Source organism: Rhodoferax sp. GW822-FHT02A01 (assembly GCF_038784515.1).
GTDB lineage: Bacteria > Pseudomonadota > Gammaproteobacteria > Burkholderiales > Burkholderiaceae_C > Allorhodoferax.
Window position 1 is genome coordinate 2140289 of record NZ_CP152376.1, and the last position, 15309, is coordinate 2155597.

General features: G+C 48.8%; 7 protein-coding genes. 4 read left to right on the forward strand and 3 right to left on the reverse strand.

Features of this window, described 5'->3' with window-relative positions; genetic code table 11:
* Nucleotides 1-196 precede the first annotated feature (196 nt).
* From AAGF34_RS10105 to AAGF34_RS10120, 4 genes are all read left to right on the forward strand, one after another.
* Nucleotides 197-1702 carry an ATP-binding protein gene (locus AAGF34_RS10105; RefSeq protein ID WP_342620478.1) on the forward strand — a complete coding sequence of 502 codons (1506 nt, stop codon included), beginning with the start codon at nt 197-199 and terminating at the stop codon, nt 1700-1702.
* Nucleotides 1702-3003 carry an HD domain-containing phosphohydrolase gene (locus AAGF34_RS10110; RefSeq protein WP_342620479.1) on the forward strand — a complete coding sequence of 434 codons (1302 nt, stop codon included), beginning with the start codon at nt 1702-1704 and terminating at the stop codon, nt 3001-3003. The genes AAGF34_RS10105 and AAGF34_RS10110 overlap by 1 nt, the downstream gene beginning before the upstream one ends.
* A 2-nt stretch (nt 3004-3005) precedes the next feature.
* Nucleotides 3006-5168, forward strand: coding sequence for an EAL domain-containing protein (locus tag AAGF34_RS10115; RefSeq protein ID WP_342620480.1), 2163 nt, complete (start codon nt 3006-3008; stop codon nt 5166-5168).
* A 180-nt stretch (nt 5169-5348) separates the two neighbouring features.
* Nucleotides 5349-6212 (forward strand): HDOD domain-containing protein, encoded by an 864-nt coding sequence (locus AAGF34_RS10120; RefSeq protein WP_342620481.1) that lies wholly within the window; start codon nt 5349-5351, stop codon nt 6210-6212.
* 58 nt (nt 6213-6270) lie between these two features.
* On the opposite strand, the gene AAGF34_RS10125 is transcribed toward AAGF34_RS10120, so the two are convergent.
* From AAGF34_RS10125 to AAGF34_RS10135, 3 genes are all read right to left on the reverse strand, one after another.
* Nucleotides 6271-9909, reverse strand: a complete 3639-nt coding sequence (locus tag AAGF34_RS10125; RefSeq protein WP_342620482.1) for an EAL domain-containing protein — start codon at nt 9907-9909, stop codon at nt 6271-6273.
* A gap of 769 nt (nt 9910-10678) precedes the next feature.
* Nucleotides 10679-12925: an EAL domain-containing protein gene (locus AAGF34_RS10130; protein WP_342620483.1), complete on the reverse strand. Its 2247-nt coding sequence runs from the start codon at nt 12923-12925 to the stop codon at nt 10679-10681.
* Nucleotides 12926-13096: 171 nt separating this feature from the next.
* Complete coding sequence (locus tag AAGF34_RS10135; protein ID WP_342621073.1) at nt 13097-14911, reverse strand: PAS domain-containing protein; 1815 nt, start codon at nt 14909-14911, stop codon at nt 13097-13099.
* Nucleotides 14912-15309: the final 398 nt, after the last annotated feature.

Consider the following 15309-nt stretch of genomic DNA (forward strand, 5'->3'; position numbering starts at 1 on the left):
GATTTGAAGTAAGGCCGACTGCAGGATGAAAGCCAAATTTGATTAAATGTGAATCGCATTCTGTCGCAAAGTTCTCGCGTTTCCTTTGGCAATTGAGTACTATCAAGCGATGGGACTTGGCTCTTTGTGAATTGCAATTGCGATGCAATTACCAAATTGGCTGCTGGTAACGTCATGTGTATTTGAAGGACAGGCTATGGACCAACCCGGAACCGCTACAACGAGTGTTACACGGGGACTTGATGCGTTGGACCCGGCTGATTTTTTTGACGGTAGTCCAATAGCAACATTCGTTGTCAATTCCAGGCACCTTGTTACGCACTACAACCAAGCCTGTGCCACTCTGCTTGGAGTTCCCGCCGAATCCGTCATAGGAACCAGCGATCTGGGAAAGATACTGTATGGAGTTGATAGACCCATCATGGCTGATCTGATAGTGGATGGGTCCATGGAAAGCATTGTTGCCGATTTGTATGAGAATCGATATCGAAATTCCCTGGTCATTCCTGATGCATATGAAGCAGAAGGATTCTTTCCTAATCTCGGCACGTCTGGCCGCTGGCTGTTTTTCACCGCCGCACCACTAAGAGACGAAGATGGAGTCGTTGTTGGGGCCATTGAAACACTTCAGGATATTACGGAGCGCAAGGTTGCTGAATCAGCATTGATGAAGGCCCAGCTGGAAGTTGAAGACATGGTGACGCAGCGCACCGCCCAACTTGCCGAAGTCAATGATGCTTTGAGACAAGATGTAGTGCGTCGTGAGTCGGTAGAGTTGGAACTGCTGAATCGGAATTTGGAACTGAGCGCCCTCAATGACAAACTTTCAACAGCTCAAGAACACCTGGTGCAGTCAGAGAAGCTTGCATCCATTGGATTGCTTGCGGCAGGGGTGGCGCATGAAATCAATAATCCAATCGGATACGTATTCTCCAATTTCGGAATGCTGGAAGAATATCTGGAGAAATTATTTCAGATGTTGCGAGCATATGAAATGGCATGTGACGTGCAGATTGCACCGGAGGCGTTGCGAGCACTGCAAGCCAAGAAACTGGAAATGGAGATTGATTTTTTGAAAGAAGATATTCCGAATCTGATGAGGGAGTCCAAAGAAGGTATTGCAAGAGTGCGAAAGATTGTGCAAGACCTAAAAGACTTCTCGCACGTGGATGCTAAACCGCAATGGCAATTTGCCGATCTCAACCGAGGAATTGAGTCTACGCTGAACGTGGTGAACAACGAAGTCAAGTACAAGGCAGATGTCGTAAAGGAATATGGCGACATTCCGGAAGTTCAGTGCATGCCGTCTGAAATAAATCAGGTTGTCATGAATCTGGTTGTCAATGCCGCGCACGCGATTGGTCCCAATCGAGGAAAAATATACATTCGATCTGGTGTAGGCAATGCCAAGCTTCAAGGCGCAGCCGATCTCAAGATCGATAACAGTGTTTGGATAGAAATAGCGGATACAGGTAGTGGTATTCCAAAGGATGTCGTACCACGGATATTCGATCCATTTTTCACGACTAAACCTGTGGGCAAGGGCACAGGTCTTGGACTTTCACTGTCTTATGGAATCATTCAGAAACACCACGGAAGAATTGAAGTAGATACTGAAGTTGGAAAGGGAACAACCTTCCGCATTACGTTGCCACTGGTGCAGAGTGATCAGGTTGTCCAGTCCAAGGAGACCAAGCAGTGATGTTGGAATCCACGGTATCAGTTCCGATGAATATATTGTGCGTTGATGACGAGATGAATATATTGTCGTCACTAAGACGGTTGCTGCGTCCCCATGGGTTTCAGATTTTTACGGCTGAAAGTGGTGTGGCCGGAATCGGCATCCTGGAATCAAATGCCATTGATTTGGTTATTTCAGACATGCGAATGCCAGAAATGGATGGTGCGCATTTCCTGGAAATAGTGCGGGGTCGGTGGCCGGACACCACGCGTTTGCTCCTGACGGGCTATGCAGATGTGGACGACATCATGAGTTCGGTCAATCGTGGCGAGATCTACCGCTACATTACCAAGCCTTGGAATGACCACGATTTGATATTAATTGTCAAACAAGCTCTGGAACGAAAGGCCTTGGAGCTGCAAAAGCGTCAGCTGGAAAAGCAGATTGCAGCACAGAATGAAGAGCTCAAAGTTCTCAATGCAGGGCTAGAAGTGCGGGTTCAGGAACGTACCGCAGAGCTGCAGGTGGCGCACGCAAAGCTGAAGAGCAACTACCTCAATTCCATCAAGGTTTTTTCCAGTCTCATGGAATTGCGTGGACGCAGTCTTTCGGGACATTCGCGTCAGGTCGCAGATTTGGCTAGACGCACTGCAGTGACCATGGGTTTGAATGAAAAGCAGCAGCAGGAAATTTTTGTCGCGGGTCTCCTGCATGACATTGGACTGATCGGATTGGCGGACAGCATTCTTACTCGCCCGGTGGGCCGCCTTACAGAAGAGGAGATGTTGCAGTATCGACGTCACCCGGCTTGGGGGGAACAAGCGCTTCTCTCACAGGAGGATATGCAGGGAGTAGCGAGCCTCATTCGCTGGCACCACGAGCGGCACGATGGAAAAGGGTTTCCTGATGGACTGGCAGGTGACCGTATCCCCCTGTCCGCGGCCATATTGATTGTGGTTGAAGCTTATATGGACATGCAGTCCGGGAATTTGAGCACATCGAAACTCACGGCGGCTGAGGCTCGTTCGATGATTTTGCATGGACGTGGCAATCAGTTCAATCCGGAAGTGGTGGACGTCTTTTTGCAGGTATTGATTAAAGCCACTCCCAACAACGAAGTTGCTTCGGTGGTACTTGGTGTTGATGAGCTGCGTCCTGGTATGGTCGTTGCCAAGGACCTGACTACCCGAGATGGAATCGTTTTGCTGAGTGCGGAACACGTATTGACCGAAAAGTTGATATCGCTGCTGCGCCAGCGAGAATCAAAGGACGAAGAAGAGTTGCGTGTGGCGATTAAATTGACATCGCGAGCTAAGTCGTAACCATGAACGAATTGAATCTAACGCCAACAGGTGAGCCAGGGCGCATCCATGGAATCGATGCCCTGACTGGGCTGCCCGGGCGAGAAGGCTTGCTTAGGCGTGTCAATGAGCTTCAGGCAGATTCCCAAGCCGCCTTGATATGCATCGATCTGGATCAACTGTCGGCGCTAAATGAAACTTTGGGATTGTCTGCTGGAGATGTGCTGCTGGTAGAGGCAGCACATCGCATTGCCAAATATGCAAAGTCTGAGGACTATCTGGTGCGCTACGGAGGTGACAAGTTCGGGCTATTACTTACCTCTCAAACAGTGCCCAGTCAAATTGAACAAATTGCAACTGCTTTAATCGAGGCCCTTCGTCACCCCTATCTCATAGCCGGAAGGGAGGTCTACCTGGGAGCAAGCATTGGCTTGGCCTTTCAACAAAGTCATGCCGTGGCGCATGAGAGCCCTGATGGCCCTCAACTCCAGTATTCATTGCTACGACACGCCGAAGCTGCATTGGCCCGTGCAAAATTGACATCGCGTGGCAGTTGGATATCGTACGCGCCCGATATGAATCGCAACTTTAGCGGACGATTGAATCTGGAGTCCGAACTCTACCAGGCCATAGAACTGCATCAATTTCTTGTTTACTACCAACCCAAGGCTTCGTGCAAAACCGGAGAAATAAGTGGTTTTGAAGCATTGATACGCTGGCAGCATCCAGAAAAAGGTGTAATCCTTCCATCGGAATTCATCCCAACCTTAGAAAACACGGGGCTTATTGAGCGAGTCGGCGCCTGGGTGCTTCGCGCGGCGTGCCAGCAGCTCAAGGATTGGGATGCGTTTGATTTTGAGCGTCTGAAAATGGCCGTGAATGTTTCACTGCGCCAACTTAATGATCCTCTGTTTCCAGAATTGGTAGCCACCATTTTGGCCGATACGGGCCTTACCGCAGATCGACTGGAGCTGGAGCTAACTGAAAGCATGCTCATGCACGATGTGATTCGTACGGAATCCCAGCTGTTCCGACTGAAGAAAATCGGCGTCAAATTGTCCATTGACGATTTCGGTACGGGATACTCCAGTCTGGCTTATTTGAAAAGACTGCCTATCGATACAGTCAAAGTGGACCGAGCGTTTGTGCAGGACATCACGACCGACCCGGACGACGCTTCGATTACACGGGCCATCATCAGCATGGCACATAGTTTGAAGATGGCTGTGGTTGCGGAGGGGATCGAGACGGATGCGCAGTTGTCCACTCTCATTAATCAGCATTGCGACATGGTACAGGGATACTTCATTGGGAAGCCCATGCCTTCACACGATGCTCTTGCGCTACTCCAATCTGGTTGGGTTCTAGCGGCATCAACTTTAGGTAGACCCGCCAAAACCAGAACATTGCTGCTGGTAGATGACGAAGACAGCATCTTATCGGCGCTGAAGAGGCTATTGCGCCGAGAAGGCTATCGTATTTTGAGTGCAAATTCTGGCGCACAGGGTTTGGAGATCCTGGCTGCCAACGATGTGGACGTCATCGTTTCCGATCAACGAATGCCAAACATGACAGGTGAAGAGTTTCTGCGTCGGACCAAAGACCTGTACCCAGAAACCATGCGCTTGGTTCTGTCAGGTTACGCGGACATGGAGTCGATAACCAATGCAATCAATCAAGGTGCCATTTACAAATTCATGAGTAAACCGTGGGATGAGCAGCTATTGAGAGAGTGTATAGCAGAGGCCTTTCGACATAAGGAGATGAGTGACGAAAACCATCGCCTGACCGCGGAGGTGGCATCCAAGAATCAAGAACTTCTCTTCAAAAACCAAACTCTTGCGAGGTTACTTGACGAACAATCGCATCAGTCCGTTGTGGGATTGGCTGCGCTGTCCGCGTCGCAGGAAACCTTGCACTGGATTCCGGTACCCATTGTTGGAGTGGATTCCGAAGGGTTGATTGTTCTGCGCAATGCCGCCTTTGCAGAACTCAATTTCCAGTCAGACATTGCAAGCTTGCTGCTTCCCAAGCTACCTGCATGGCCAAATGGATCTGCTCATCAGTTCGAACTGATTGACGCCAACGGTGCGGGCTGGCGCGTCGTGGGCCGTCACCTGGTAACACAAAAGCAACACAGAGGCACTGTGTTTGCCTTCCTTTCTATAAATGACCGCCATGAATGATTCTGAGAGCAAAGCGATTACAGATCTTTCGGAATTGGCTTCCCTACCTGAAGTTAGGAGTGACGAAGCCGGTCCGTCTACAGATCAAATCGAATTTCGATTTCGACTCGCTGGTACGGGGTCCGCAAGCACATCTTTGATGAATGCTTTGACCGTGTACCTAACTCAGTTGAGGTCTTGATGCCCCCCAATCTCGAACAGGCCATTCAAATGGTCCGCCAATTGCCCAGCATACCTGAGGCGGTACAACAAGTACTAGGCTATCTGGACGACGAATATGCGGAGCAATCTCTCCTGGAGCGTGCAATCGCTCGCGATCAGGCTTTGGTCGCACGCTTGCTCCAGTTGGCAAACTCCCCATTTTATGGAGGAGCGAATCAAGTTCAGTCTATTCACGAAGCAGTTGTAGTTCTGGGCATATCCAACCTACGCATGATCGTGGTGGCCATATTACTAACTTCACAAAAGTTCCCTGGAAAACAAGATCAATTGTTGATGCAGACTTTGTTTCGGCACAGTATTTCTGTCGGGATATGTGCCTATGTTTTAGGTCGCCGCAATCAGATCAATCCAAATCAGGCTTTTCTGGCTGGAATATTGCATGATGTGGGCAAGCTGGCGCTGGCATCTTCATACCCTGAACTATATGCTGAAGCCAGAATGCTGCATCAAAAGGAAGACATCTTGATGATGGACGCGGAGCAGCGTATTTTTGGATTCGACCATGCCGCTATTGGGGAAGCACTGTGTAGTCATTGGCATTTTCCGAAGGAAATCTGTGATGCTATTGGTGGTCATCACAGGCTAGCGGACTATGCCGAGTCTGCGCAGGTTCCTACGACCAGCACGCCACTGATGGAGGTGGTGCATCTGGCAAATGCTGTTGCGCATGCACTCAATCTGGAATCCGATATGCAGTCCTCTGTGCCAAGAATTTCCGAAGCTGCCTGGACGAATTTAGCAGGTACAAAGGAGAAACTGGTGAAGGATTTTGCGGACATGCAAGGCATGTACAACAAGCTCGCAATGTTAGTCAACCTGTGACAGGTGCTTTTCAATGGACTTGCATTTTCGCCGATTCAAGAAGGCCACTTTCAGTGGCTTACAGTTTGCGACCTAGCCTTGATTCGTATGCTACGAAAGCCTCGCGAATGTTTTCGCGCATGGTGTCATCATTCCAAGGTTTGGTAAAGAACTTGTATATTGCTCCCTGATTCACTGCACTGGTAATGGAATCCAAATCCGTATATCCTGAAAGAACAATTCGAACGGTATGTGGATAGAGTTCCTTGACTCGCGACAGAAATTCCGTGCCGTTCATTTCAGGCATACGTTGATCCGAAACTACCACCTGCACATTGTGCGTGGCCAGCAGATTGAACGCCAGTGAAGCGTTGTCTGCGGTCAAAATATTGTAGTCTTCTCGGCGCAGGAGTCGTTTTAGTGCGGCCAATATACTCGCCTCATCATCAATGATCAGCAGAGTTCTACGCTCATCAACCGATTGAAGCGGAAATTCGTATTTTCTTTGTTCAATCATCAACTGGGTGCACTCTTTGAACGAGATGGGTCGACTAAATAAGTACCCTTGCATTTCGTCACAATGATGACGACGCAAATAGTTCATTTGAGCTTCTGTCTCCACCCCCTCGGCAACAACACGCATCTTCAGGTTGTGGGCCAAATCGATGATGGAAATGCAAATGGACGCAGCGCTTGGGTCGGTAGTAATGTCGCGCACAAAGCTTTGGTCGATTTTCAAATAGTCAATGGGAAGGCGTTTTAGATAGCTGAGAGATGAATACCCCGTTCCAAAATCATCTATCGATAGCTTCATGCCCATGTCGCGAATCGCGTTAAGTTTTTGTATGCTTGTCTCGACATCGGCTATGAGAACACTTTCCGTAAGTTCCAGGTCCAAGTAGAGTAGGTTCCCTGTATAGCGACGTCCAGTCAATACGTCCTTTAGCGTCTCTACAAAGTCTTTACGTCGCAACTGCATGCTGGACACATTGACGGCTACCCGAGGAGGCGTTATTCCGTCTTTTATCCAGGTTTCTATGTCGGTCATAGCTTTTTGCAAAACCCATCTGCCAACCTCCACAATCATTCCAGTCTCTTCCAGGACCGGTATGAACTCGCCAGGTGGAATCAGGCCATATTCAGGGTCTTGCCAACGAATCAAAGCCTCCAATCCGACAACATTTCCATCGGACATGCTGACTTTGGGCTGGTAGTACAAAACAAATTCACCCTGTTCCAACGCACGGCGCAAACGATTTTCAAGCAGCAACTGTTGCGAAACGCGAGCATTCATGGGCGATGCGTAGAACATGTATCGCTCATCATTCAACTTCGCAATTTGGAGCGCTGTTTCCGCATGGGCAAACATGGTTTCCACATTCTCTGCGTCGTTTGGAAATAGGGAAACACCTGTGCGAAACGTAAGATGCAATTGTTTCCCGTCAATCGAATAAGCGAGATTCAATTGTGGAAGAATCGTATTGTCTAATAAATGTGCAATGTCAGATTCCTCTTTCAGCCCGCTTGCTATGACTGCAAAGTGGGTGATTCCAAGTCGCGCCAATCGGTCAGTTCCATTGAGTGCTTCAGCGAGGCGGCCGGCCACTCTCTTGATGAGAACATCTCCAACATGGCGTCCAAACGTGTCGTTGATGTCCTTGAAACGTTCAATATCGATCAGCAGTAACCCCAAGGATGATCTTTCCCCGTCTGCACGGGAATTATCCAGAAGCAGTTGAGTGATTCGGTCTTGAAATAATGCCCGGTTAGCTAACCCTGTGATCGCATCATAGTAGGCCAGATAATCTAACTGCTCGGTTTTTTGAATGTATTCAAGTGCAAATGCAATGTCGCCGGCAACTTCTTTGAGAAGATCGAGCTCCATTGCATCGGCAAAGAATTGAGGCTCGCTTGAGCAAAGTACCAGTATTCCGGCTACACCTCCTCCGACCCGCATTGGAAGAACAGCAAGAGAATGACAACCATTGGCAACTAAATTCGGAGGGAAAGTGTCCTCACTTGAAGCACTTAAGTCATTGCACAGCGCTACACCACGTTCGCTAAGTGCTTGACCAATCCAGCCGATATGAGCGTCAACGGTTTCAATCTGTGCCGCCGCAAAAGCCTTTTCCCAGTCATCGGGCACGGCATGATAACCTTTCCAGACTACCGGTCGCACGCGACTGCCTTCGGACTCCACGGTACCAATCCACGCCAGCTCAAACTTGCCTAGCGCAACGGCGATCCGACAGGCCTCATCGAAGAGTTCCAGTCGATCATGGCTACGCACGATAGTGGAATTAATGCCACTCAGTACAGCATACAGCCGATTCAGGTTGATAACCTTTTGTTCCGTCTTGATGCGTTCTTGTATCTCAGATTGCAAGGACTCTGTGCGTTGCGCTACCTGGGTCTCTAGATGCAGAAGTAGTTCGCAGCGTTGCAGAGCGACGGTTAACTGATTTGCAATCGCATGCAGCATGCCCAGGATCTCATCAGACAGTTCCACGCTTTCCATGCCGATCAAGTTGATGGAACCCAGCTTGTGTCCATTTGCCAGAAGAGGGAGACGCGTCACAGGATACGACAGACTATCCTCCTGCACGTTTGCCGATTCCGGAGCCCCAAAGTTGCGTGCACGTGTGCCATCTTCATCGAGGGAAATCCAGCCAGAACGGAACTCTGGGAGCTCCAGAATTCCCAGAAGAGCAAGCTTGCAAACCTCAGCTTCGCCAACTCCCCTGTTCAGATCACCAGCCACCCGATACAGCATTCGGAGTGTTGCATTCAAAGACGCCAATTGCTCGGATTTACTCTGCGCCCGTTGCCGTTCCTTCAATTCTCGGCCATGCGATTCTGCAAGTCGCGCATAGAGAATTCCATTCTCTGCTAACAACACCATCAGTACGAAGCTAGATGCAACCAATCCGTAGATTCGACCAACATACCAGCCCAGGTCGTACCGACCATGGTTGAGAACGGACGCCAATGCTATATCAAATATCCACACCCAATTGACGGCCATCAGTCCAAGATCAAATGTCATGTGTGGACGGCGTACCCAAAGCGCAAAAAGCGCGACGGCGGCCATTAGCCAAGTGATCGTTGCAACTACCACCTTTGTGGAGGCATCATCATTCCCCAGCATAAGCGCGGGAAGTGCGCTTGCACTGTGAGTTGCTAGAAAAACCAACGACAAGGCAACACCCACCGTGATCGCGGCACTTGTGACTACTGTTCTGATCTGAAACGACGAAATCTTGCTGGTCGTGAAATCCAAGGCTGTTATTTGCTTCTTCAAGGCGGCATAAATGACCACAAAGGACGGGAAACCAGCGTGCCAAAAAAAGTAAAGCCACGCGGTCGTCTGTGAACCGTTTCCAATCAGCCCCTGTGGCGCGAAAAGACCAGGAAAACTGAGTCCCTGTGAAATCGCCATGATCAGATTGAATAAGTAACCACAAGCCAGGGCCAGCAACGAGCGCTGACGAAGCATGATGAACTGTCCTAGCAGCAGAACAGCAGTAATCAAATCAACAATGCACATCGCTGAGAGATACAGCGCGATGAAAGTAGGGAAGGGGGGCAGTGCAACTTTGGCAAAAGGTGCCGCTGCAGCGAATATGCCAGCGGAGACCAGGACAAAGATTAGCAGCAGACGGCGTTCTTTCCGGTCTGCCAATTTGGTCGAGATGTAATTCTCGCCGACCTCATTCATGCTTATAGCCTCGGCAATGAGTGACAAATGTTTGCACCAACAATTGACTTTAGTCAAGAGTTGATTGAATAGGCCTCGTCGTCATAAGTCAAGTGATCTCTGCGAATAGCGTATGGGCAACTTCGATCTCTCCAAACGGCTTATGTCTAATGGATAGATAGATGTTGATGGCAAATCAACAATTTCATTTGTTCCTTCGTGGAAAAGGTGAAATTCCATATATGTGAAAAAATAGCAATGAGCGGCAAGGCAGTCATTGAAATGAACGCAGTGTTCGATTCCGTGCTGATGGAGCAAGATTCGGGCTTGAAAAGCACATTGCAACGGGAATCCAGTGGTTTCTGAATGGGCACTTACAGACTTGTCCCGTCGTACTTACAGGGGGACACAGGTGATCGGCCAGTCTTATGTCCTTGCACCATCTGAGCACGACCGCTCACTAGCGGTTGGCAGGTTGACATTGAATAGGTGAATCAAGTCGGTCAGTCACATGCCGATTTGCCATCATGTGCAATTGAATTGCTTGAAACGTACTTACGTCCGTGTACAAAGTGTTACACGATAGCGACAAATTGCCATCGTCTGGATTCCTTCCGTCTTATTGACCACGTCTGCCAAGTTCTCTTCTCATTGCAAATCTGCAATCGGTTGAATCCGCCATTCAACGGCTGATGTTCAAGTCAGGATTCGCTTGGAAGGCGCACGCAATGCCAACGTTATAGGTCATAACGGGTCACGTTGAAACACAGCAGTTTAGGCATCTCACTGTTCATTTCGAAATGTAGTTAACGTGGGCATCAATTTCCTGCTGCAAAAGTTCGCTGAATTCAGCAACGTTCACCGCTTTACTGAAATAGTGCCCTTGAGCCTGGGTTGCGGTACCGGTGGAACTAAGAAATGAATGTTGTGCCTCTGTCTCCACACCTTCAACGATCACACCAATTTTTGCTTCTCTTGCGAGATTGATAATCGCGCGAATAGTATTGGCACTTGTTGGATCAATTGAGGCATCCCTAAGCATCGATTGTGCGATCTTTAAGTGGTTTACTCGGTAAGCCTGAAGGTAGTTGAAGGAGGAGTATTCAGTACCAAAGTCATCAATGGCGATCTTTACACCCAGCTCCCGTAGCTGCGGAATGACGCCATTGCGCGTCCATGTCATCTGGGCCAGCATCGCCTCGGTAACGTCGAACTCCAAGTCACCGGGATTGAGATGCCATCTTTCTAGCGTCTCGATCACGTTACGCACTAGTTCCTTGCCTCGTTCGAGCTGTACAAGGGACAGATTAATGGCCATAACCTGCGGTGCCAAATTGGAGTCACGCCACAAGCGCATTTGCTTACAGGCCTGATTCAATACCCATTGCCCCAAAGCAACGATTGAACCTGTCTTTTCTGCGATGGCAATGAAGGAGCCTGCATTGAGGAGTCCGCGCGTCGGGTGATTCCACCGGACTAGCGCCTCTACTCCAACAATCTTGTTTGTCGATAACTCAATCTGAGGTTGATAGTAGAGCTCGAGTTCGTTGTGCTCAATGGCATTTTTCAAATCCTCTCCGATTGAAACTCGCTCTTGAACGGCCAAGTCCAGTTCATTGGAATGGAATCGGTACTGATTGCGCCCTTCCTCCTTGGATCGGTAAAGCGCCAAATCGGCCTGTACAACCATGGCGTCAGCACCTGCGCTTTCATTCAGGAATGGACAGATGCCAATGCTCGCGGAGATTCTGATTTCGATGCCATTCAGTACAAAAGGCAGCGCAACGTTACTCAATATCTTTGTGGCCAATGCACCAGCGTTGGCCGGCTCACTGATTTCCCCTTGCAAAATGGCAAACTCGTCCCCCCCCAGCCTGGCGACGAGGTCAGAATCCCTGGTACAGGCTCGAAGTCGCTGAGAGACCTCTTTCAGCAGCGAATCACCGACCGGATGGCCATAGGTGTCGTTGACAGGTTTGAAGTGGTCCAGATCAATATAGAGAATCGCAAATGGTGTCGCACCGCGACGTGCAGCTGCAAAAGCTTGGTGCAGGCGCTCAGTAAACGTGGCACGATTTGCCAAGCCTGTCAGATTGTCAGTACGGGCCAGCTGTGCAATTCTTTCTTCTGCAGCCTTGCGCTCAGTGATGTCAAGAATGATCCCCTCAACTTCAATGAGCTTGCCTTCGCCATCGCGCACCGGAATGTAGCGATTTTCCACCCATCGTTGGCCACCATCACCTGTGTGCATTCTGAACTCGATTGAGGCGCCTTGTGCATCCTTCTCCAACATTCGAGCCATCGAAGTTACCACCTTGGATCGATCAGCGTCGTTGACCAAGATATCCATCCAATCGGACACTTGTAGCAGCGCAGAAGCGTTGTGGCCAAATTTTGTAATGTTGTGAGAAATATAAATGAGCGGAAAAGTTGGCTCTCCACGAAGTCGATAGAGAATCGTAGGACTATTTTGCACAATGATGTTGGCGTCCGACAATTCTCTTGTCCGTTCCTCAACAGCCTGTTCAAGATCATTCATTTTGAACTCAGCTTCCTCCGTAACCTGCCATTTCTTGGACAGCGTACTCGCGAGTTGACTAACTTCAATTGGATCGAATGGTTTCTTCAACACCAATAGACGATCCCGTGCATCCAGTCGACTGAAGACTTCAATCCATGACTGATCCGCGTACGCTGTGCAAATCACAATTTGCAATTTCGGATCCAATTGCCAAATTCGTTCGATTGTTTCGACTCCATCCCATCCCGGAGGCATACGCATATCAATGAAAGCCATAGCGTAGGGGGTGTTCTGACGCAGCGACTCTTCAACCATAGAAACTGCTTCTTGCCCCTGGAATGCGCTACTCAGCGTGAACTCCAAAACCGTGGGCTTCTCAGTTGGCCCGAACAATGCATCTTCTATATCTGTGAGGTTGTTCGTACGTAGAATTGGACACAGTATTTTTCGAAAATCTTCGTGAATGGATGGCATGTCATCGGCTAGAAGAATTCTTCTATTTTCTGTAATCTTCATGATGTGTCCTTGCTATATTACTTAGGAAGTGCAGGTCTCCAGATGTACCCGATCCACCCGTCCATATCACCATAATATCAATTCAAATTAACCATGCTCACATGATGTATTCGCAGATGTTGCTCGACTAGAACTGCCCCTGTATACGTGAGATATTGTTGATTTATTGCTCTAGTTGCCGGATTTTTCAAATTCAGATGATCGAATGGGAATGCTCAGAGTGAATGACGCTCCTTTGCCGACACCATCACTTTGCGCACTGAGCGTTCCGCCCATTTCCTGAGCGGCTACAACACAACTATGCAATCCAAAACCATGTCCGTTTGGTCGAGTGGTGAAACCATGAGAGAACACCCGTTTCAAGTTTTCGGGTGCAATTCCTTCTCCATTGTCCCTGACTTGAATATGCAGTACAAGCCTACCTTTTCCTTCTTCCATATAGGTGCGCAGGGTCATAGTTGGATGTACCACCCCATCTGCACTAAGGGCCTGCCTGGCATTGGCTATTAGATTTACCAGAATTTGTAGCACACGGTGTCGATCAAGGGCATAAGCGGGAAGTTCAGAGTACTCCCTGACTACTTCAGTCTTAAGGTGCGATGGAGATACAGAATTCATGCGCAAAGCATCTTCGATTAGATCGATTAGATTTGTGCTTTCAACCATGCGTTTTGAACTGGCATAGGACTGTTGCGTTGCAATCACCTGTTTGACATGTTCCACATTTTTCAGCAACGAGTTGAGCTCATTGGATATGGCGTCGTGTTCTAGTCGCAACGTCTCCGTAAGTTGTCGAAAATAGGTTGGCAGCAATTTGCCTCGCGCATCATTCGCAATGAAATCCCCGAGATGACTGGCGTTCTCCTCCATCAGATTTGCGACACGCTCCAATCCAATGATTTTGGAACTGGCCAGCTGGGTACTTATAAGTCCTGCGGAGACATTGATGCTGTTGAGAACGTTCCCAACATTGTGCAAAACATTGATGGCGATTTCTGCCATGCCGGCTATCCGCGCTGAATCCAACAATTGGGCCTGCACCTCTTCAATGCGTGCATGTGCAGCTTTTAACTCCGAAATATTCTTGGATGTACCAAACGTGCCGATAATTTTGCCACTTTTATCCCGCCATGGCCCTTTTGTGGTGAGATACCAGACGACGCGCCCATCGGGATGTTCTGTTTTCTCGCTCTTTTCGACAATTGAAATTCCAGTGCGAAGAATTTCCGCTTCGTCGTTGCCAAACTCTGCAGCTCTTTCCGTGCCATAAATATCCGCATCGGTCTTGCCGATGACATATTTTTCAAACTCTTCTGCACTGGTCAGGTGCACTGGTAAAGCATTCGCTTCGTCGCCCGTGCGTGCTGCCAAGTATCGGCTGGTGGCAAGGCGCAACAAATTGTTGACTTCGGATCTACTGATTTTGACGAACCGTGACTGCGTGTCTTTGAAGAAAATGGAGTCTGGCGTGTTATCCATCAAAATGGAAAAGAGATCTCTTTGGTAGGCCAGCTCCGCTTCAGTGTTTTTGAATTCTGTTATGTCTTTTGATATGCCAAACGTGCCAACAATCTTTCCATCCTTGTTTCGCAAAGGCATTTTTGTTGTCCAGGCCCACGTTTCCTGACGGCCATCCTGCCAGGTTTCCTTCTCCACTTTGCCAACTATTGGTTGACCGGTCCGAATGATCTCTTGTTCATCTTCAAATGCAGGAGTAGCGTGATCCTTTGAAAATATATCGAAATCCGTCTTTCCGATCAAATCATCAGGGGACTGCTCTCCAAATTCGAGGGCTTGCGCTCGACTGCATTTGATAAAGCGCGAGAGGGTATCTTTAAAGTAGATGTGATCCGGAGAGTTTTCCAGGAGCGCTCGAAGCAAGTCTCGTTCGTCTATTTCCGATTCTTGGGGAATTAATTGGTCGGAAGGCGATTTGGTCGACCGGGATGAGTCGCCTGGCGTTGGCTTTTTGTCACGGGGGATCATGCTACTCACGATGGCAACCTCCTTGCAGTTTTGAGTCTTTGAAAATCAGCCTGAACTTCTTTGCTCTTTACGCACCACTTCCTGTAGGAAATGTATCGCTGAGGGGCCTTCACAGCAACAAGCACGGTACGAATACCCATTAGGGCATAGCGACATCAAACGAATTCAAAGGTCAGCGATAGCCCCAAGGTTATATGGACAGTTGTCGCTTGCACAGAGGAGATGTGCATTGTCAATACTCCATCTCGTTAAATCATCAAAACGTTGGAATATGACTTGTGCCTACGTAGCAACAATATCCACTGTGAAACTTCTGGTCAGGAGCACTTAGACGTTGTTGAATTGTCTGGCGAAGCCGTTGCCGAATGGGTAAAGCAATGGAACGAGCGCTACACAAG

Bases quoted from the DNA above. Each gene is read 5' to 3' on its own strand.
- AAGF34_RS10105 (WP_342620478.1), top strand. From the start codon at position 197: ATGGACCAACCCGGAACCGCTACAACGAGTGTTACACGGGGACTTGAT.
- AAGF34_RS10110 (WP_342620479.1), top strand. From the start codon at position 1,702: ATGTTGGAATCCACGGTATCAGTTCCGATGAATATATTGTGCGTTGAT.
- AAGF34_RS10115 (WP_342620480.1), top strand. From the start codon at position 3,006: ATGAACGAATTGAATCTAACGCCAACAGGTGAGCCAGGGCGCATCCAT.
- AAGF34_RS10120 (WP_342620481.1), top strand. From the start codon at position 5,349: ATGCCCCCCAATCTCGAACAGGCCATTCAAATGGTCCGCCAATTGCCC.
- AAGF34_RS10125 (WP_342620482.1), bottom strand. From the start codon at position 9,909: ATGAATGAGGTCGGCGAGAATTACATCTCGACCAAATTGGCAGACCGG.
- AAGF34_RS10130 (WP_342620483.1), bottom strand. From the start codon at position 12,925: ATGAAGATTACAGAAAATAGAAGAATTCTTCTAGCCGATGACATGCCA.
- AAGF34_RS10135 (WP_342621073.1), bottom strand. From the start codon at position 14,911: ATGATCCCCCGTGACAAAAAGCCAACGCCAGGCGACTCATCCCGGTCG.